Raw genomic sequence first — 18849 nt, 5'->3', positions numbered from 1 at the left:
TGCCATTGTCAATCAATTGATTGACTTTGGCAAGTATCGTCCCGATGCTAGACCATGACAATCCGGCTGCGCAGCATGGTCCGCGAGGAGCGGCCGAGCTGACGCAACAGGCGCGTCTCGGCACGCTTTCGATCGGGCTGGTAGCCGCCGACCTGCCGGTAATGATCGCGGGCGATCAGCAGGCCCTGGTCGCCGAGCGGTCCGACCAGGGCCCGAGCGACCGATCGCATCCGCTCGCGCAGACTGATCGCAGCGTAAGGAGACCTGGCGTAACGGAAAACGCCGGCGCGGGGCTGGCCGGCGGCGGCGACGCTCTGGACGAACTGCCTGGTTTCGTCGATCCAGCCGGGATCGAGCATCGCGCCAGCGGGCAGAAACATCAGCCAGGGCGCCCGCGCGTTCGCGGCCCCTGCCGCGAGCGCTGCGGCCTGGGAGCCCTCGAACTTCATGAAGTGGCAGCCGGCGACGTCCGCGACACGCTCGATCACGCTGGAATCGGGCGAGCGATCGACCAGCAGCACCTCGGTGACGACACCGGCCGCGGCGCCTGGCACCAGCGCGGACAGGGTGGCCACGGCGGTCTGCTCGACACCCTCGGTCGGGATGATCACGCTCAGCATGAACCTGGCATCGTTATCTGTCGCGCCTCCAGCATGACTGTTATCATCTTGTCATAGCCAAATCAGCCCGCTGCGCTGCGGAATTTTGCAGCACGTAGCGGGTCGCGCACGTTCGGGCAACGCCGAACGGTTGCTATTTCAAGGTGCCGCGTTGCTGGAGCTCGCGCTTGGCTGGTTCAGTCGCCCGCCTGTGTCGGCGTGGTGCCGCCGGCGCTGTTCGGCCAGACCCAGTTGCGGATCGTCGGCATGTCCTCGCCATGCGCCCGGATGTAGCGGGTATGCTCGATCAGCGCATCGCGAAATTTCTGCTTCACGTGGGCCGCCGACACGCTGAGGCCCGGCACGCGCTCGATCGCCTCGATGGCGAGGTGGAAACGGTCGAGCTCGTTGAGCACGACCATGTCGAACGGCGTCGTCGTGGTGCCTTCCTCGATGAAGCCGCGCACATGCATGCCGGCATGGTTGGTGCGGCTGTAGGTGAGGCGATGGATCAGATACGGATAGCCGTGATAGGCGAAGATCACCGGCTTGTTGGCGGTGAACAGGCTGTCGAAGTCGCGGTCGCTGAGGCCATGCGGATGGTCCTGCTTCGGCTGCAGGGTCATGAGATCGACGACGTTGACGACGCGGATCTTCAGGTCGGGCAATTCCTTGCGCAGGAGGTCGACGGCTGCGAGCGTCTCCAGGGTCGGGACGTCTCCGGCGCAGGCCATCACCACGTCGGGCTCTTCGTCGGCGGGCTCGGTGCCGGCCCAAGACCAGATGCCGATGCCGGCGTCGCAATGCGTGGCGGCGTCCTGCATCGACAGCCATTGCGGCGCGGGCTGCTTGCCGGCGACGATGACGTTGATGCGGTCGTAGGTGCGCAGGCAATGGTCGGCGATCCACAACAGCGTGTTGGCGTCCGGTGGGAAGTAGATGCGGACGATATCCGCCTTCTTGTTGGCGACGAGGTCGACGAAGCCGGGATCCTGATGGCTGAAGCCGTTATGGTCCTGCCGCCAGACATGCGAGGTCAAGAGATAGTTCAGCGACGCGATCGGGCGCCGCCACGGCAGCTCGCGTGACACCTTCAGCCATTTGGCATGCTGGTTGAACATCGAATCGATGATGTGGATGAAGGCCTCGTAGCAGGAGAACAGGCCATGGCGGCCGGTGAGCAGATAGCCTTCGAGCCAGCCCTGGCAGAGATGCTCGCTCAGCACCTCCATGACGCGGCCGTCATGCGCCAGATGGATGTCATAGGGCTCGATGCCCTCCATCCACACGCGCTCGGTGACCTCGAACACCGCATCGAGCCGGTTCGACGCCGTTTCGTCGGGACCCATGATGCGGAAGTTTCGGGTCTTCGCATTCAGCGTGATCACGTCGCGCAGGAACTTGCCGAGCTCGCGCGTCGCTTCAGCGATGGTCTGGCCTGGTGAGGACACCTCGATCGCGAAAGCTTGATAGTCCGGCAGCTTGAGCTCGCGCTTGAGCAGACCGCCATTGGCATGCGGATTGGCGCCCATGCGTCGCTGCCCTTTCGGCGCCAGCGCCTGCAATTCCGGCCTGAGACGGCCATGGGCGTCGAACAGCGTCTCCGGCTCGTAGCTCTTCAGCCAGGCTTCGAGCAGCGCGAGATGCTCCGGCTTGCTGCGGGGGTTGGCAATCGGCACCTGATGGGCGCGCCAGAAGCCTTCGACCTTGAGGCCGTCGACCTCCTTCGGCCCGGTCCAGCCCTTCGGGCTGCGCAACACGATCATCGGCCAGCGCGGCCGTTGGATCGTTGCATCCGGCTGACGCGCATTCTGCTGGATGGAGCGGATGCTCGCGAGCGCAACATCGAGCGCGTCCGCCATCTGCCGATGCATCGCCTTCGGCTCCGCGCCTTCGACGAACAGCGGCTCGTATCCGTAACCTTCAAACAGGCATTTGATCTCGGCATCGCCCATGCGGCCGAGCACGGTGGGATTGGCGATCTTGTAGCCGTTGAGATGCAGGATCGGCAGCACCGCGCCGTCATGGGCCGGGTTCAGGAACTTGTTCGAATGCCAGGACGCGGCGAGAGGGCCGGTCTCGGCCTCGCCGTCGCCGACCACGCAAGCCACGATCAAATCGGGATTGTCGAACGCCGCACCATAGGCGTGGACCAGCGCGTAGCCGAGTTCACCGCCTTCATGGATCGAGCCCGGCGTTTCAGGCGCGGCATGGCTCGGGATGCCGCCGGGGAAGGAGAACTGCCGGAACAGTTTGCGCAGGCCATCGGCATCGCGCGTGATCTCCGGATAGATCTCGCTGTAGGTGCCTTCGAGATAGGTGTTGGCGACCATGCCCGGACCGCCATGGCCGGGGCCGCAGATGTAGATGACGCTGAGATCCTGCGCCTCGATGGCGCGGTTGAGATGGGCATAGATGAAGTTCAGGCCGGGCGTCGTCCCCCAGTGGCCGAGCAGGCGCGGCTTGATGTGCTCCGGTTTCAGCGGCTCGTGCAGCAGCGGATTGTCCAGCAGATAGATCTGCCCCACCGAGAGATAATTCGCCGCCCGCCAGTAGCGATCGAGCAGGTCAAGATCGTCGGCCGGGGTGGTCTGTTGGGGAGAAGTGATCTGCATGGGACCTCGCTTGCCTTCCGCTTCGCGCCTGCGGGATACTGTATGAGAGTAACGCCGCACCGTCCTGTTCCAGCGCACCTGCAGGATAGAACGGGAATGTGATGGCTGGCCTTGCGCCCGTGCAGAGCATGCGTGCGCTTTTGTTCTATTTTGTTCTTGTAATGTTCTGTTTGCGTGCTATGTCTTGGCCATGAGCCGAGCATCTTCACATGCCCTCAAGCGCCCGCCGGTCCCGGTGCCCTCCGAGCCGACGGGCGCGCCTTCGTCAGGTCCTGGGAAGGACTTTCCCGAACTTGCGGTCGCCATCGAACGGGGCCGGCGCCGCGGCCGGGGTGCCCAATCCAACGCGAGCGGCCGCTACGAGGCGGAGGCCCGCGTTGTCTTCGATGATGGCTGGCAGAGCCTCGAGGAGCTGCCGCCGTTCAAGACGACGGTCGCGACCGACACCTCGCGCAAGGTCATCACCCGCAACGACTCGCCGGACATCGGTTTCGATCGCTCGATCAATCCGTATCGGGGCTGCGAGCACGGCTGTGTCTACTGCTTCGCGCGGCCGACCCATGCGTTTCTCGGGCTGTCGCCTGGTCTCGACTTCGAATCCAAGCTGTTCGTGAAGCCGGATGCGCCCGCGCTTCTGGAGAAGGAGCTGGCGGCCAGCGGCTACGAGCCGCGGATGATCGCGATCGGCACCAACACCGATCCCTATCAGCCGATCGAGCGCGAGCGGAAGATCATGCGCGGCATCCTCGAGGTGCTGGAAAAGGTTGGCCATCCCGTCGGGATCGTCACGAAGTCGGCGCTGGTGATGCGTGATGCCGACATCCTGGCGCGGATGGCCAAGAAGAACCTGGCGAAGGTCGCGATCTCCGTGACCACGCTGGATCCGAAGCTGGCGCGCACGATGGAGCCGCGGGCCTCGACGCCGTCGAAGCGGCTGGAGGCGCTGCAGGCGCTGTCCAAGGCCGGCATTCCGACCACGGTGATGGTGGCGCCGGTGATCCCGGCGCTCAACGACAGCGAGATCGAGCGCATTCTCGATGCCGCTGCCCATGCCGGCGTCAAGGAAGCGGCCTATGTGCTGCTGCGGCTGCCGCTGGAGGTGCGCGACCTGTTCCGGGAATGGCTACTCGAGCATTATCCCGACCGCTACCGCCACGTCTTCACCCTGATCCGCGACATGCGCGGCGGCCGCGATTACGACTCGCAATGGGGCACGCGAATGAAGGGGACAGGCCCGATGGCCTGGATGATCGGCCGCCGCTTCGAGATCGCCTGCGAGAAGCTCGGGCTGAACAAGCGTCGGACCAAGCTGACGACCGATCATTTCGTGCGGCCGAAGGGCGGCGGCCAGCAGCTCAGCCTGTTCTGAAGCGTGCGGAGAGTAAGTGGAGAGTAGGTGATGAGCGCACAAGCGAGCGTTCCGCGGTTCACCGTCATCACACTCGGTGTGTCCGAGATGCGGCGGAGCATCGCCTTCTATACATTGCTCGGCTTCGTCCGAAAATTCCGCGCGACCGGCGAGGCCGTGGCATTCTTCGAGACCGGCGGGACGGTGCTGGCGCTGTACCCGTGGGGCGCGCTCGCCGATGACGCGGGCGTGCCAGACGCACCGCGCCCCCAGGCGTTCCGAGGCGTGACGCTGGCATGGAACTGCCGCTCGGAGGCTGAGGTCGATGCGGCGCTCGCGTCGGCGGTGGAGAAAGGCGCGATGCTGTTGAAACCGGCGCAACGGACCGACTATGGCGGTTACAGCGGCTATTTCTCCGATCCGGACGGTCATGTCTGGGAAGTGGTGGTCGCGCCGGGGATTGATGTCGGCGAGGATGATCGAGTGCATCTGCCGGCGTAGTCGGTCGCCGGCGGGGGGCGAATAGCGGGGAATTGAGGCCCGTTCGGGTTGCGCTGCCGCTAGCCGTTTCGCACCATGGCGGCCATGATTCGCGATCAGTCAAAGAAGCCGGGCAGGGCGAAAGCAGCGAGCCGTGCCGTGGCGAAGAGCGCCCCTGCAAAGGCCGCGACCAAGCCTGCTGCCCCGGGTGCTGCCGGCAAGTCGGGCGCCAAGCTCGGCAAGGGCGTCATCGCGGTGGCGCCGCCGAGCTTCCGGCGTGAGCGCGCGCTGTTGAAGCAGGGCGTCTGGCCGGTCGCGGGCTGCGACGAGGCGGGACGGGGGCCGCTGGCCGGTCCGGTGGTCGCTGCAGCCGTGATTCTCGATCCTGCGCGCATCCCCAGGGGTCTCGATGATTCCAAGCGCCTGAGCGCGGAGCAGCGCGAGGCGCTGTTCGACAAGATCTGCAAGACGTCGGCGTTTGCGGTGGCCGTCGCATCGCCGGCGCGAATCGATCGCGACAACATCCTGCGTGCCTCGCTCTGGGCGCTGTCGCGCGCCGTGAGGGCGCTGCCCGAGGCGCCGAAGCACGTCTTCGTCGACGGCCGCGACCGCATCGACGTCGATTGCGGCTGCGAGGCGGTGATTGGCGGCGATGGTCTGGTGATGTCGATTGCGGCCGCCTCGATCGTCGCCAAGGTCACGCGCGACCGGCTGATGTGCGCGCTGGCGCAGGATTGCCCGGGTTACGGCTTCGAGCAGCACAAGGGCTATGCTGTGCCGGAGCATCTCGCCGCGTTGGACCGGCTCGGCCCCTCGGTGCATCATCGCAGCCTGTTCGCGCCTGTCGTCGCCGCCCGGCGCAAGCATCAGCCGTGGACCGATGTGCCGGAGCCGGATCTGTTCGCGGAGGTGACCGTGGTGACATCCACCGAAATCTCGCTCGAGGTCTGATGCAGGTTGCCTCGCGGGCGCCGCGGTCTTAATAGTTTTGGTCAGCCAGCCAGCACGAAGTGTCACCCCTCGCAGCAGGGGCGGTGTTGTGCGCCCCGATCGTGCGGTATCGATTGCGGGCGTCGGACAGCGAGGCTGCTGCGGATGAGCGACGGTCCTGCCGGCCTCCTCGACGTCCTCAGCGATTCAGCCAAGCGATCCAGCCGTTCATGCGTTTCACGTCACTGGTTGTCGAACTGATCCGCGCAAGGCCGCGGCTGGTCGTCGTCATCGTGGTGCTGTGCCAGGCCCTGATGTGGCTCGGCGTGGCCATGCTGTTCTATCGCAGTCCACCCGGCCAGCTTGCCACCACCATCGCGTTCGGACGCGAGTACCAGGTCGGCACCGATCTCGGCCCGCCACTGTCGTTCTGGCTGTCGGACATCGCCTATCGCCTCGCCGGCAACCACCTGTTCGGCGTCTACGTGCTGGCCGTGCTGTGCTCGGCCCTGGGTCTGTGGGTGATGTATCTCCTGGCGGGGGCGATCGTCGGCGGCCAGCAGGCGGTGCTCGCCGTGCTGCTGACCATGACCATCACCGCGTTCGGTGCACCCACGCTGGAATTCGGTCCGGAGGTGCTGGCGCGTCCGCTCTGGGCGCTGCTGCTGCTCCATAGCTGGCGGATTCTCGGCGAGGGCCGGCGCAACGCCTGGTTTGCCTGGTCGATCGAGGCCGGCCTGCTGCTGCTGACCACCTCGGCCGCGGCGGGCCTCCTGCTGCTGATCGCCGGCTTCGTGGTCTCCACCGCGCAGGGCCGCCGGGTGCTGCGCTCGTTCGATCCGCTGTTCGCGCTGCTGGTGGTGCTGGCGCTGGCGCTGCCCTACCTCATCTTCGTACTGCGCGCCGACAGCGTCGGACTGCCGGCGCTGCCCGTTCTCGCCGAGCTCTCGGTGCGCGCCTGGCATTGGCTCGCCTTGGCTAGCGGGGCGCTGCTGGCGATCTCGGCCATGGTGCTGCTGTTGCTGCTCGACGCCAGCTGGATCAGCCGCAGCGAGACCGACGCCCCGATCATCTACCGCCGTTCGGTCCCGCCGCTCGCCCGCGACTTCGTCTATTGCTTCGCGATCGCACCGACCCTGGCGGGCAGCCTGATCTCCGGCCTGTTCGGTCTGCCCACGGTGTTCGGCGGCGTCGCCGTCACCTTGACGATGGTCGGCCTCGCGCTGGTGGTCGCGTCCGGCGATCTGATCTATCTGCGCCGCCAGCGGCTGTTGCGCACGGTGTGGGCGGCTGCGGTCGCTGCACCCGCGGTTTTCGTTGCCGGCAGCGCCGTGATTCAGCCCGTGATCGGCGAGGGCGAGGTCGCGACGTCGATGCCGGCCCGCGACATCGCCCGCTTCTTCGTCGAGAGTTTTGAGCGCCGTACCAACCAGCGGCTGCAGGCGGTCGCCGGCGATCCGCAACTCGCTAGCCTGGTCGCGCTCGGTCGCCGCCGCGCGCATCTGTTCCTCGATGCCACCCCGCAGCGGACGCCCTGGGTCACGCCGGCGAAATTCGCGGAGAGCGGCGGGGTCGTGGTGTGGCGCGCCTCCGACACGGTCGGCACCCCACCGCCTGACATCGCCCAGCGCTTTCCCGGGCTGGTGCCGGAGGTGCCGCGCAGCTTCGACTGGCTGATCAACGGCCGCCAGCCGGTGCTGCGCACCGGCTGGGCCATCGTACGGCCGAGGGGGCCTTAGCGCTTTCCATGCGAGCCGTCATTGCGAGGAGCGAAAGCGACGAAGCAATCCAGGGCTGCGCGCGTGACTCTGGATTGCTTCGCTGCGCCGCTGCGCTCGCAATGACGGAAGCGAATTGGGTCCTCAGACCGCTATCACCGTCGCGATTGCGCGCAGATCCTGCCAGGACAGCCGCTTGTAGGACGGCGAGCGCAACAGATAGGCCGGATGGAAGGTCGCGATCGCGCGGATCGTCCGCTTGCCGGTGTCGTAGTCGCGCCATTTGCCGCGCACGCGCATGATGCCCTCGGTCGTACCGAGCAGCGACTGGGTCGAGGGATTGCCGAGCGTCACCAGCACATCGGGATCGACCAGCTCGATCTGGCGGCGAATGAATGGCAGGCAGATCTGCGTCTCCTGCGGCGTTGGCGTACGGTTGCCGGGCGGGCGCCAGGGAATGACGTTGGCGATGTAGACCTTGCTGCGGTCGAGCCCGATCGCGCCGATCATGCGGTCGAGCAGCTTGCCGGAGCGGCCGACGAATGGCAGGCCCTCGATGTCCTCGTCGCGGCCGGGCGCCTCGCCGACCAGCATGATGCGCGCCTGCGGATTGCCGTCGGCGAACACCAGCCGCGACGCCGTCTGCTTCAGCGCGCAGCCGTCGAAAGTCTCCAGGAGCTCGCGCAGCGCCTCCAGCGTCGGCGCCGTCCGCGCCGCCTCGCGGGCCGAGGCGACGGCCGCTTCCGGCGGAGGCGGCGGTTCTCCGCGCGGCGGAATGATCGCCGGCGCGGCCGGCCGGCCGGGCTGCGCCGGCGCCTGACGGGCGACGGGAGTCGCGGCGGGGAACGAAACCGCCTCGGGCTCGACCAGCCGGTTGATCGGCTCGTCGGCCAAGGCGCAATCGACCCCGGCCTCCAGATAGAAGGCGAGCAGTTGCCGGACGTCGGGGAGGGGCTCGGGGGTCATCATGATCGATCGCCGCGGCAGTGTACGCTGCCTCGGCGCATGGCGGAATGCATTTCGGTGGTTGTCCTGCCCCGAAAAATCGGAAACAAGAGTTTGGAATAACCCAAAAAGGGACGGAACGCCCTAGTGTTCCGGCGCCAGCCGTCGCTCCCCCTCCGGACCAGTCTTCAGCGAACGGTCAACGCCTTCAGGAACCCTAGTTAAGTCATTGTTGCCATTGCAGCTCCGGGTTTGACCTTTGCACGCGCCAGGGGGCGGCAGAGGTCGGGTCCCCTGCACCGGCCGGGCCTGAGATCGAGAGAGATGAGCACCGAAGAATTACCTCCGCGCGAATCCATGGAGTTCGACGTCGTCATCGTCGGCGCCGGCCCCTCGGGCCTGTCCGCCGCGATCCGGCTGAAGCAGCTCAATGCCGACCTCAACATCGTCGTGGTCGAGAAGGGCTCCGAGGTCGGCGCGCATATTCTGTCCGGTGCGGTGATCGATCCGGCGGCGCTCGACAAGCTCATCCCCGACTGGCGCTCGGACGACGATTGCCCGCTGAAGACCCAGGTCGAGGTCGACAAGTTCTTCTGGATGACCGAGAGCAGCGCGATCTCGCTGCCGGGCTTCGCGATGCCGCCGCTGATGGACAACCATCACTGCTACATCGGTTCGCTCGGCAATGTCTGCCGTTGGCTGTCGCGCAAGGCCGAGGCGCTCGGCGTCGAGATCTATCCGGGCTTCGCGGCCACCGAGGTGCTCTATGACGAGCAGGGCGCGGTGCGCGGCATCGCCACCGGCGACATGGGCATCGGCAAGGACGGCAAGCCGAAATCCTCGTTTACGCGCGGCATGGAGCTGCTCGGCAAGTACACGCTGTTCGCGGAAGGCGCGCGCGGCAGCCTGTCCAAGCAGCTGATCGCGAAATTCGCATTGGACGCCAAGAGCGAGCCGGCGAAATTCGGCATCGGCCTCAAGGAGGTCTGGCAGATCGATCCCGCCAAGCACCAGAAGGGGCTGATCCAGCATTCCTTCGGCTGGCCGCTCGACATGAAGACCGGCGGCGGCTCGTTCCTGTATCACTACGACGACAATCTCGTCGCAGTCGGTTTCGTCGTCCACCTGAACTACGACGATCCCTATCTGTCGCCGTTCGAGGAATTCCAGCGCTTCAAGACGCACCCGTCGATCCGCGGCGTGTTCGAAGGCGGCAAGCGCTTGGCCTACGGCGCACGCGCCATCACCGAAGGCGGCTATCAGTCGGTGCCGCGGCTGTCGTTCGCCGGCGGCGCGCTGATCGGCTGCGCCGCGGGCTTCGTCAACGTGCCGCGCATCAAGGGCGTGCACAACGCGATGGGCAGCGCGATGCTCGCGGCCGAGCACGTCAATGCCGCGCTCGCATCCGGCCGCGCCAATGACGAGCTGGTCAGTTACGAGAACGCCTGGCGCGGCTCGCCAGTCGGCGAGGATCTGTTCAAGGTCCGCAACGTCAAGCCGCTATGGTCGAAGTTCGGCACGGTGCTCGGCGTCGCGCTCGGCGGCTTCGACATGTGGTGCAACACGCTCGGTTTCTCGTTGTTCGGCACCCAGTTGCACGTCAAGCCCGATCGCGCGACGCTTGATCCGGCCAAGGCGCATCAGCCGAAGCCTGCGATGAAGCCGGACGGCAAGCTGACCTTCGACCGGTTGTCTTCGGTGTTCCTGTCCAACACCAATCACGAGGAAGACCAGCCGGTGCATCTGAAGGTCGCCGACATGGCGCTGCAGAAGAGCTCCGAGCACGACGTCTATGCCGGGCCATCCAACCGCTATTGCCCTGCGGGCGTCTACGAATGGGTCGAGGAGGGCGCCACCCCGCGCTTTGTGATCAACGCGCAGAACTGCGTCCACTGCAAGACCTGCGACGTCAAGGATCCCAACGGCAACATCACCTGGGTTCCTCCGGAAGGAGGCGGTGGGCCGAACTACGAGGCGATGTAGCCTCGCATAACGCACGATCGCGTGAGTCGGCTGCTCCGGGGAGGGCAGCCGGCCACGATACGGCCATACTGGCGCGGTTTGACGCAGGTCACCTTCGCCAAAGGGGCTCCCGGCTGACCCGAATATCCTGCAAATCCTTGCGGTTGGCCGCCAAACGCGGCATTGTCGGCGCCTTGAAGAGCTGCCGATCGGGGTCGTGTCCGTACCGATCCGTCATTTCCAACAACCAGAGCGCACCGTGATGTTGTCAATTCGCAATCGCTGGACCGCAATTGCCGTTTCTGCCTTGCTGCTCCCCGGTGCCGTCCTGGCCCAGACGCCGGATCATCCTGCGGATAACGCCGCGAAGTTTCCGACCAGCGTCGATCTGAAGTCGCTCACCACCTCGGGCAGCTATCTGGCGGCCCGCCACGCCAGCGTCGAGCGCGACGCGGCCTCGGCGGCGGCGTTCTACCGCTCGGCGCTACGTAGCGACCCGAAGAACAACGAGCTGCTCGACCGCGCCTTCATCTCCTCGGTCGCCGATGGCGACATCGACGAGGCCGTGAAGCTGGCCGAGCGCGTGCTCACGATCGACAAGGCGAACCGCATCGCGCGCCTCGTTGTCGGCGTGCAGGACATCAAGCAGAAGAAATACACAGCCGCCCAGACCAACATCAACCAGTCGGTGCGCGGGCCGATCACCGATCTCGTCGCCACCTTGCTGTCGGCGTGGGCCGCGGCCGGTGCGGGCGATTCGAAGACCGCCGTCGCCAATATCGACAAGCTGACTGGTCCCGAATGGTATCCGCTGTTCAAGGACCTCCATGCCGGCATGATCCTGGAGCTGGCCGGCAAGGAGAAGGACGCCGGCACGCGGTTCGAGCGCGCCTACAAGCTCGACGATTCGATGCTGCGCATCACCGAGGCCTATGCGCATTGGCTGTCGCGCAACAAGGATGCGGCCGCCGCGACCGCGATCTATGAAGCCTTCGACAAGAAGCTCGCGCGCCATCCGCTGGTGCAGGAGGGCCTGCGCGAGACCAAGGCCGGCAAGAAGCTGCCGTCGCTGGCCGATTCGGCGCAGGCCGGCGCCGCCGAGGCGCTGTACGGCATCGGCGCCACTTTGAGCCGCCGCGGCGGCGAGGATCTGGCGCTGGTCTATCTGCAGCTCGCGCTGCATCTGCAGCCGAATCATCCGCTGGCGCTGCTGTCGCTCGCCGATCTCTACGAGACCGTGAAGAAGCCGCAGATGGCGATCAAGGTCTATGAGCGGGTGCCGGCGAGCTCGCCGTTGAAGCGCAATGCGCAGATCCAGCTCGCCACCGATCTCGACAGCGCCGACCGCAGCGACGAGGCGATCAAGATCCTCAAGGACGTCATTGCGCAGGATCCGAAGGATCTCGAGGCGATCATGGCGCTCGGCAACATCGAGCGCGGCCGCAAGAAGTTCGCCGATTGCGCCAAGACCTATTCGCTCGGCGTCGATTCGCTGCCGGTGAACAATGAAAAGGCCAACAGCGTCTATTACTACTACCGCGGCATCTGCCTGGAGCGCTCCAAGCAGTGGCCGAAGGCTGAGGCCGATATGCGCAAGGCCCTCGAGCTGCAGCCCGACCAGCCGCATGTGCTGAACTATCTCGGCTATTCCTGGATCGACCAGGGCATCAATCTCGACGAAGGCATGAAGATGATCAAGCGTGCCGTCGAGCAGCGGCCGGACGATGGCTACATCGTCGACTCGCTCGGCTGGGCCTATTACCGCATCGGCAATTTCGAGGAGGCGGTCAAGAATCTCGAGCGCGCGATCGACCTCAAGCCCGAGGATCCGACCATCAACGACCATCTCGGCGACGCCTATTGGCGCATCGGCCGCAAGCTGGAAGCCAAATTCCAGTGGGCCCATGCCCGCGACCTGAAGCCCGAGGCCGAGGAGCTGCCGAAGATCGAGGCCAAGATCCAGAACGGCCTGACTGATGATCCGGCGCCCGCTGCGGCCAGCAACGACACCAAGGATACGCCGTCCGACGCCAAGAAGGACGACGGCAAGGGCGGCTAGTTCGTCCTGATCACGATGTGAGAGCCATCACGGGCTCCTCGGCTTGCCGGGGAGCCCGGATGATTTTGATGAAGGGTGTGGCGGTTGCCGGCCACGTTCGCTTCGGCCTCGGACCGCGGCGAGTTGGCATCTGAGCTCCACCACCGAACATGCTGGGAGCATTGCGCCGATGTTGGCGTCCACGGTCACCGACGCGCTGCAGGAGCAGGGGCGCGCCAAGGTCAATCTGACCCTGCGGGTCGTCGGCCGCCGGGTCGACGGCTATCATGATCTCGAAAGCGTCGTCGCCTTTGCGGATTGCGCGGACCAGCTCGCGCTGGTGCCGGGGGCGGAGCTGACGCTGACCACGACCGGACCTCTGGCAGAGGCCTGTGGCGAGACCACGGACAATCTGGTGCTGAAGGCGGCGCGGCTGCTGGCGGAGGCCGTTCCCGGCCTGAAGCTCGGCGCGTTCACGCTGGAGAAGGTGCTGCCGGTCGCCGCCGGCATCGGCGGCGGCTCGGCCGATGCCGCAGCGGCGCTGCGGTTGCTGGCGAAGCTGAACGGCCTGTCGCTGGACGACCCGCGCCTCACTGCGGTTGCCTTGAAGACTGGCGCCGACGTGCCGGTTTGCGTGCCCTCGCGCGCCTGCACCATGACCGGTGTCGGCGAGAACCTGCAGCCGCTTGCGCTTCCCGTCCTGTCCTGCGTGATGATCAATCCGCGGGTGCCGGTCGCGACCAAGGACGTATTCCAGGCCCTCGGCCTCAAGCCGGGCGACCTGCTGGTCGGCGTGACCGATGTCCTCACGGCACCGTCCTGGCCGCAGGCCGGCGCGTCGGTCGGAGACTGGGTCGCTGCACTCGATCAGGTGAAGAACGATCTGGAGCCGCCCGCCCTGAAGGTGCAGTCGATCATCGGCACGGTGCTCGACGCGCTGCGCGCGAGTTCAGGCGTGCTGCTGGCGCGCATGTCCGGCTCCGGCGCGACATGCTTTGCGATCTATGGCAGCGAGGCGGATGCAAAGTCGGCCGGCGCTGCGATCGCAGCCGCGCACCCTGAATGGTGGGTGCATGCGGGGACGCTGAGCTAGTTTGCTGGCTCGGCCCTCATTGCGAGCGAAGCATCGAGACTCTTTGCTGCGGCCCTGGATCGCGTCGTCGCTACGCTCCTCGCGATGCCGGCGCGCTGATGATTCGTAGGGTGGGCAAAGGCGCAGCCTGGCTGCAGCCCGGCACAAGGTCGTGGTGGCGCCGTGCCCGCCGTCTCACCGCGGGGCACGACGCCCGATGGTGGGCACGGCGCCATTGCAGCGTGATTGTCGCATCAGCTGGGCAGGGCGCCTTTGCCCACCCTACAGAACTTGCTTGGGTGACGGTCTCTCGGCAGACGGACGAACTAATGCGACCGCGCCAGGCAGAACGCCACCACCTGCTCCAGCGCCGCCTTCATCGGTGACGCCGGGAACAGCGCCAGCGCGTCGACGGCCATGGCGCCGTAGTGATGCGCGCGGCTGATCGTGTCCTCCAGGGCACGGTGCTTGTTCATCAGCCCGATCGCATGGTCGAGATCGTGATCGCTGATCTCGCCGCGCTCCAGCGCCTTGATCCAGAAGGCACGCTCGCTGTCGCTGCCGCGGCGGAACGCCAGCACCACCGGCAGCGTGATCTTGCCCTCGCGGAAATCGTCGCCGACATTCTTGCCGAGCTTGGCGGCCTTGCCGCCATAGTCGAGCACGTCGTCGACGAGCTGGAAGGCGATGCCGAGATTCATGCCGAAAGACCGGGATGCGGCCTGCTCGGCCTTGGGACGGTCGGCGAGCACCGGGCCGACCTCACAGGCGGCAGCGAACAGTTCCGCCGTCTTGCCGCGGATCACGGCGAGATATTCGTCCTCGGTGGTTGCGGTGTTCTTGGCGGCGGCAAGCTGCATCACCTCGCCTTCGGCAATCGTGGCTGCGGCGGCCGAGAGAATGTCGAGCGCGCGTAGCGAGCCGACCTCGACCATCATGCGGAACGCCTGGCCGAGCAGGAAGTCGCCGACCAGCACGCTGGCCTCGTTGCCCCACAGCATGCGCGCCGACAATTTGCCGCGGCGCATTTCGCTCTCGTCAACCACGTCGTCATGGAGCAGCGTCGCCGTATGCATGAACTCGACGGCCGCGGCGAGCTTGACGTGACCATCGCCGGTGTAGTCGGTGAGATGAGCCATCGCCAGCGTCAGCATCGGCCGCAGCCGCTTGCCGCCGGAGGAGATCAGGTGGTTTGCGACCTCCGGGATCATCGTGACGTCCGAGCCGGTGCGCGACAAAATCGTAGCGTTGACCCGTTCCATGTCGGCTGCGACCAGCGCGACCAGCCCATCGATGGAGGCTCCCGATGGACTCTCGAAAGGTACGATAACCGCCACTCTGGTCTCCGATTTTGCTATGCTCGAAACGACAATAGAAACTGCGGCCGCAGGCGGCAAGGGCAGACACGGAACCTTGACCCGAGCCTTCTTGCCCAACCCTTCTTGACCCAAGCCCGCATGGAGACATAACGATTGAAGGAATTGGTTCGGACCAATGATATCGTGCTGGTTTCGGCGATAGGGGCGCTGCTCGACGGCGCCGACATCCATCACCTCGTGCTCGATCAGAACATGAGCGTCATCGAAGGCTCGCTCGGCATCCTGCCGCGCAGGATCCTCGTGCATGAGGACGACAATCTCCAGGCCCGGCGGCTTCTCACCGATGCCGGTCTGGCGCATGAACTGCGCCCTGATGAGTGACGCTGTCGACATTTCCGAGGACGCCGTGCTCGGCGGCCAATTGCGGCTGCGGCAGCCCACGACGGGCCATCGCGCCGGCCACGATGCAATCCTGCTGGCGGCGGCGACGGCCGCGCGTTCGGGCGATCGCGTGGCCGATCTCGGTGCCGGCGTGGGGACGGCCGGGCTGGCCTTGGCCCGGCGCGTCGGCGGTCTCAGCTTGACGCTGGTCGAGCGCGAGCCGGATCTGGCGTGCCTCGCGCGCGACAACGCACGCGCCAATGCCTTGCCGGCGGAGGTCGTGGTGCTGGACGTCGCCGCGGCTGCGGCCGCTTTCACTGCCGCAGGGCTCGGGCCCGACAGTGTCGACGTCGTGCTGATGAATCCGCCATTCCACGATGCCGCGCGCCACCGCGCCTCGCCCGACGCCGCGCGCGCGACCGCGCACATGGCAATGGCGACGACGTTGGAGATCTGGACGCATGCCGCGCGGCGGATGCTGAAATCCGGTGGCGTGCTGACCTTGATCTGGCGGGCCGATGGTTTGAGCGAGGTTGTCGCGGCGCTGGCGCGCGGCTTCGGCAGTCTTGCCGTTCAACCGGTTCACGGCCAAGCGGGCAAGCCGGCGATCCGCATCCTGGTCAGGGCCGTTAAGGGAGGGCGGGCGCCGACCCAGATTCTCGCCGGAGTGGTGCTGAATGAGGCGGCAGGCGTGCCGAATGACGAGGCCGTGCGTGTGCTGTCGGGGCAGGGGGCGCTGGCTTTGGGCACCCCCTGAACGGTTGATCGAGGTCGGACGTTATTGCGTCTGAGCTTCTGACTGGCGTTCGGTTACCGTCGTGAAACGGATCGCAGTCAACAGAGTACCGATCAGCAGCATCAACAGGTAGACCTTCATGTATTCCTCCGCCGCACTCTGCACCTTGGCTCGCCGTGCGATTGCCCAGGAGATTGCAAGGCTCGTTCCAGCCCTTTGAATGGCAGCGGCGCGATAAAAAGTGGTTAATCCGAGGTAACAGGATGGTGGACAACTTGACACAACCCAGCGATGCAGCCGGGCTCTTCGATCGCCTGAAGGCGCTGCTTCCGGCGCGGCTGCGCGGCGTACCGGTGGTGCCGGTCGTCCGCCTGTCCGGCGTGATCGGCGCAGTGACGCCGCTGCGGCCGGGGCTGACGCTTGCGGGCGTCGCCAAGGTGCTGGAGCGCGCCTTCTCCATGCGCAACGCCAAGGCCGTGGCGCTGGTGATCAATTCGCCCGGCGGCTCGCCGGTGCAGTCGCGCCAGATCTACTTGCGCATTCGCCAGCTCGCGGCGGAGAAGAAGCTGCCGGTGCTCGTGTTCGTTGAGGACGTCGCGGCCTCCGGCGGCTACATGATCGCCTGCGCCGGCGATGAGATCTTTTGCGATCCCTCCTCGATCCTCGGCTCGATCGGCGTGGTCGGCGGCTCGTTCGGGCTGCAGGACCTGATCAAGAAGATCGGAATCGAGCGCCGGCTGTATACGGCCGGCGAGCACAAGGCGATGCTCGATCCGTTCCTGCCGGAGAATCCCGACGACGTGGCGCGGCTGAAGAAGATCCAGCGCGAGATCCACGCGCTGTTCATCTCGCTGGTCAAGGAAAGCCGCGCGACCCGGCTGAAGGGCGCCGACGATGTGTTGTTCACCGGCGAGTACTGGGCCGGCGACAGCGCCGTCACGCTGGGGCTGGCGGACGCCATCGGCGACCTGCGCGCGGTGCTGCGCACCCGCTTCGGCGACAAGGTCGCAACGCCTGTCGTGGCGCCGGCGGCCGGCCTGTTGTCGGGTCTGCTCGGCCGCCGCGCCGCGGGCGCCGGCAGCCTGGGATTCGGCTGGACGGGGCTGGCCGAGGAGCTGATCTCGGCGGCCGAAACCCGGGCGATCTGGGCCCGTTTCGGGTTCTAGAGCTGGAGGCCGCGCCATTTCGCCCCTCGCAATCCTGATTGCGGGGGGAACCGGGATCGGCGACAATGGGAATCGGGGTGGCTCTGTTCATGAACGAGGATCGACCAATGCCGCCGTTCGTTGCTTTCGCGGGTATGCTGGGCGGGCTTGCCGTGGTTCGCTGGGCCTACAAGGCCGCTCAGAAGATCAACCGGGAGCTCGAAGAGGCGCGACTGTCGCGCGTCGCCGAGGCCGCGCAGACAGCCGAGATCAAGACTCTGCGCCGCGATCCCGTCACGGGCGCCTACCGGCCGGGCTGACGCGAGCCGCTGATCTTCGAACGACGGCACGTCGCCGCCGTTCGGAGACGGAGACCCTATTGCCTTGATTCCTGATGTCCCCGCCGATACGGTCCGCGCGCTTTTCCGACGCCTGCGAAAGACCGATACCGACGATGGACTCGCTACCTCTGCACATGCGCCCCGAACGTTCGTTCCAGGGCTTCATCCTGGCCCTGCAGCGGTTCTGGGCCGAGCAGGGCTGCGTGATCCTGCAGCCCTACGACATGGAGATGGGGGCAGGCACCTTCCATCCGGCGACGACCCTGCGCGCGCTTGGGCCGAAGTCGTGGAATGCCGCCTATGTGCAGCCGTCGCGGCGGCCGAAGGACGGCCGCTACGGCGAGAATCCAAACCGGATGCAGCACTACTACCAGTTCCAGGTGATCATGAAGCCGTCGCCGCCGAACCTTCAGGAGCTGTACCTGAAGTCGCTCGGCGCCATCGGCATCGATGCCGCCGTGCACGACATCCGCTTCGTCGAGGACGACTGGGAGAGCCCGACGCTCGGCGCCTGGGGTCTCGGCTGGGAGTGCTGGTGCGACGGCATGGAGGTGTCGCAGTTTACCTATTTCCAGCAGGTCGCGGGCTTCGAATGCGCGCCGGTCGCGGGCGAGCTCACCTATGGCCTCGAGCGCCTGGCGATGTACGTGCAGGGCGTCGACCGCGTCTACGACCTCAACTTCAACGGCCGCGACGGCGACGCCAAGGTGACCTATGGCGACGTCTTCCTGCAGGCCGAGCGGGAATATTCCCGGCACAATTTCGAGCATGCCGACACCGACATGCTGTTCGAGCAGTTCAAGATGGCCGAGGGCGCCTGCCGCAAATATCTCGATGCCGGCTGGCGCGAGGGCAATCGTCGGGAGCACCTGATGGCGCTGCCGGCCTACGACCAGTGCATCAAGGCGAGCCACGTGTTCAACCTGCTCGATGCGCGCGGCGTGATCTCCGTCACCGAGCGCCAGAGCTACATCCTGCGCGTCCGCGAGCTCGCCAAAGCCTGCGGCGAAGCCTGGCTGCATACGGAGGCGGGCGGGGCGGGGGCTGGTTAGAGCTTCGCGGCTCGGACGCTTCATCATTCCTGGAGCGGGAGGGGCGCTCGGGAAAATAATTCCTCATTCGCATCGAGATTTGTCTTGCAGCTCAACCTCGCAACACACGCGGTGCCTCTGCTCCCCTCCCCCTTGCGGGGAGGGGGCGGGGGTGGGGGTCCCCAGGCG

General features: G+C 66.2%; 16 protein-coding genes. 12 read left to right on the top strand and 4 right to left on the bottom strand.

From position 1 onward, the window contains the following. Positions 1 to 47: 47 nt before the first annotated feature. Positions 48 to 620, bottom strand: coding sequence for a glycosyl transferase (locus QW868_RS15360; protein WP_315739950.1), 573 nt, complete (start codon positions 618 to 620; stop codon positions 48 to 50). Positions 621 to 796: 176 nt separating this feature from the next. Further along, entirely contained in the window at positions 797 to 3214 is a 2418-nt protein-coding gene (locus QW868_RS15355) for a phosphoketolase family protein (protein ID WP_316230858.1), read from the bottom strand. A 190-nt stretch (positions 3215 to 3404) separates the two neighbouring features. Between QW868_RS15355 and QW868_RS15350 the strand changes: the two genes are divergently transcribed. The 4 genes from QW868_RS15350 (at position 3405) to QW868_RS15335 (ending at position 7711) form a co-directional block, all read left to right on the top strand. After that, positions 3405 to 4583, top strand: a complete 1179-nt coding sequence (locus tag QW868_RS15350) for a PA0069 family radical SAM protein (RefSeq protein WP_316230857.1) — start codon at positions 3405 to 3407, stop codon at positions 4581 to 4583. A gap of 30 nt (positions 4584 to 4613) precedes the next feature. Further along, positions 4614 to 5063, top strand: coding sequence for a VOC family protein (locus QW868_RS15345; RefSeq protein WP_315796861.1), 450 nt, complete (start codon positions 4614 to 4616; stop codon positions 5061 to 5063). 75 nt (positions 5064 to 5138) lie between these two features. Next, the gene (locus QW868_RS15340) at positions 5139 to 5993 is read left to right on the top strand and encodes a ribonuclease HII (RefSeq protein ID WP_315757058.1); all 855 of its coding nucleotides are present in this window, start codon (positions 5139 to 5141) and stop codon (positions 5991 to 5993) included. 209 nt (positions 5994 to 6202) lie between these two features. Next, the gene (locus QW868_RS15335) at positions 6203 to 7711 is read left to right on the top strand and encodes a glycosyltransferase family 39 protein (RefSeq protein ID WP_316230856.1); all 1509 of its coding nucleotides are present in this window, start codon (positions 6203 to 6205) and stop codon (positions 7709 to 7711) included. Positions 7712 to 7834: 123 nt separating this feature from the next. Here QW868_RS15335 and QW868_RS15330 read toward each other — a convergent pair whose 3' ends face one another. Continuing rightward, complete coding sequence (locus QW868_RS15330; protein ID WP_315782146.1) at positions 7835 to 8656, bottom strand: uracil-DNA glycosylase; 822 nt, start codon at positions 8654 to 8656, stop codon at positions 7835 to 7837. 303 nt (positions 8657 to 8959) lie between these two features. On the opposite strand from QW868_RS15330, the gene QW868_RS15325 reads away from it, so the two are divergent. From QW868_RS15325 to QW868_RS15315, 3 genes are all read left to right on the top strand, one after another. Next, positions 8960 to 10618, top strand: a complete 1659-nt coding sequence (locus QW868_RS15325; RefSeq protein ID WP_316230855.1) for an electron transfer flavoprotein-ubiquinone oxidoreductase — start codon at positions 8960 to 8962, stop codon at positions 10616 to 10618. A gap of 241 nt (positions 10619 to 10859) precedes the next feature. Next, positions 10860 to 12656 (top strand): tetratricopeptide repeat protein, encoded by a 1797-nt coding sequence (locus tag QW868_RS15320; protein WP_316230854.1) that lies wholly within the window; start codon positions 10860 to 10862, stop codon positions 12654 to 12656. A 169-nt stretch (positions 12657 to 12825) separates the two neighbouring features. Next, positions 12826 to 13728, top strand: a complete 903-nt coding sequence (locus tag QW868_RS15315) for a 4-(cytidine 5'-diphospho)-2-C-methyl-D-erythritol kinase (protein ID WP_316230853.1) — start codon at positions 12826 to 12828, stop codon at positions 13726 to 13728. A gap of 305 nt (positions 13729 to 14033) precedes the next feature. Here QW868_RS15315 and QW868_RS15310 read toward each other — a convergent pair whose 3' ends face one another. After that, a complete protein-coding gene (locus QW868_RS15310; protein ID WP_315739959.1) occupies positions 14034 to 15044 on the bottom strand; it encodes a polyprenyl synthetase family protein in 1011 nt (336 codons plus the stop codon). Positions 15045 to 15179: 135 nt separating this feature from the next. Between QW868_RS15310 and QW868_RS15305 the strand changes: the two genes are divergently transcribed. The 5 genes from QW868_RS15305 (at position 15180) to QW868_RS15285 (ending at position 18681) form a co-directional block, all read left to right on the top strand. Next, positions 15180 to 15407 carry a DUF2007 domain-containing protein gene (locus QW868_RS15305; RefSeq protein WP_315739960.1) on the top strand — a complete coding sequence of 76 codons (228 nt, stop codon included), beginning with the start codon at positions 15180 to 15182 and terminating at the stop codon, positions 15405 to 15407. Continuing rightward, positions 15400 to 16164 carry a tRNA1(Val) (adenine(37)-N6)-methyltransferase gene (locus QW868_RS15300; RefSeq protein ID WP_316230852.1) on the top strand — a complete coding sequence of 255 codons (765 nt, stop codon included), beginning with the start codon at positions 15400 to 15402 and terminating at the stop codon, positions 16162 to 16164. The genes QW868_RS15305 and QW868_RS15300 overlap by 8 nt, the downstream gene beginning before the upstream one ends. Before the next feature lie 242 nt (positions 16165 to 16406). Next, positions 16407 to 17309 (top strand): S49 family peptidase, encoded by a 903-nt coding sequence (locus QW868_RS15295; RefSeq protein WP_315813705.1) that lies wholly within the window; start codon positions 16407 to 16409, stop codon positions 17307 to 17309. A 107-nt stretch (positions 17310 to 17416) separates the two neighbouring features. Next, complete coding sequence (locus QW868_RS15290) at positions 17417 to 17608, top strand: hypothetical protein (RefSeq protein WP_315739963.1); 192 nt, start codon at positions 17417 to 17419, stop codon at positions 17606 to 17608. Positions 17609 to 17742: 134 nt separating this feature from the next. Then, positions 17743 to 18681 (top strand): glycine--tRNA ligase subunit alpha, encoded by a 939-nt coding sequence (locus QW868_RS15285; RefSeq protein ID WP_315782159.1) that lies wholly within the window; start codon positions 17743 to 17745, stop codon positions 18679 to 18681. The last annotated feature ends 168 nt before the right edge of the window (positions 18682 to 18849 follow it).

The organism is Bradyrhizobium sp. SZCCHNR1051, assembly GCF_032489615.1.
GTDB lineage: Bacteria > Pseudomonadota > Alphaproteobacteria > Rhizobiales > Xanthobacteraceae > Bradyrhizobium.
The sequence above is the reverse complement of the archived record's forward strand: the minus strand, read 5'-3'. Positions and strand labels throughout refer to the sequence as shown.

Bases quoted from the DNA above. Each gene is read 5' to 3' on its own strand.
- QW868_RS15355 (WP_316230858.1), bottom strand. From the start codon at position 3,214: ATGCAGATCACTTCTCCCCAACAGACCACCCCGGCCGACGATCTTGAC.
- QW868_RS15350 (WP_316230857.1), top strand. From the start codon at position 3,405: ATGAGCCGAGCATCTTCACATGCCCTCAAGCGCCCGCCGGTCCCGGTG.
- QW868_RS15360 (WP_315739950.1), bottom strand. From the start codon at position 620: ATGCTGAGCGTGATCATCCCGACCGAGGGTGTCGAGCAGACCGCCGTG.
- QW868_RS15285 (WP_315782159.1), top strand. From the start codon at position 17,743: ATGGACTCGCTACCTCTGCACATGCGCCCCGAACGTTCGTTCCAGGGC.
- QW868_RS15315 (WP_316230853.1), top strand. From the start codon at position 12,826: ATGTTGGCGTCCACGGTCACCGACGCGCTGCAGGAGCAGGGGCGCGCC.
- QW868_RS15340 (WP_315757058.1), top strand. From the start codon at position 5,139: ATGGCGGCCATGATTCGCGATCAGTCAAAGAAGCCGGGCAGGGCGAAA.
- QW868_RS15325 (WP_316230855.1), top strand. From the start codon at position 8,960: ATGAGCACCGAAGAATTACCTCCGCGCGAATCCATGGAGTTCGACGTC.
- QW868_RS15320 (WP_316230854.1), top strand. From the start codon at position 10,860: ATGTTGTCAATTCGCAATCGCTGGACCGCAATTGCCGTTTCTGCCTTG.
- QW868_RS15330 (WP_315782146.1), bottom strand. From the start codon at position 8,656: ATGACCCCCGAGCCCCTCCCCGACGTCCGGCAACTGCTCGCCTTCTAT.
- QW868_RS15295 (WP_315813705.1), top strand. From the start codon at position 16,407: ATGGTGGACAACTTGACACAACCCAGCGATGCAGCCGGGCTCTTCGAT.
- QW868_RS15345 (WP_315796861.1), top strand. From the start codon at position 4,614: ATGAGCGCACAAGCGAGCGTTCCGCGGTTCACCGTCATCACACTCGGT.
- QW868_RS15335 (WP_316230856.1), top strand. From the start codon at position 6,203: ATGCGTTTCACGTCACTGGTTGTCGAACTGATCCGCGCAAGGCCGCGG.
- QW868_RS15290 (WP_315739963.1), top strand. From the start codon at position 17,417: ATGCCGCCGTTCGTTGCTTTCGCGGGTATGCTGGGCGGGCTTGCCGTG.
- QW868_RS15300 (WP_316230852.1), top strand. From the start codon at position 15,400: ATGAGTGACGCTGTCGACATTTCCGAGGACGCCGTGCTCGGCGGCCAA.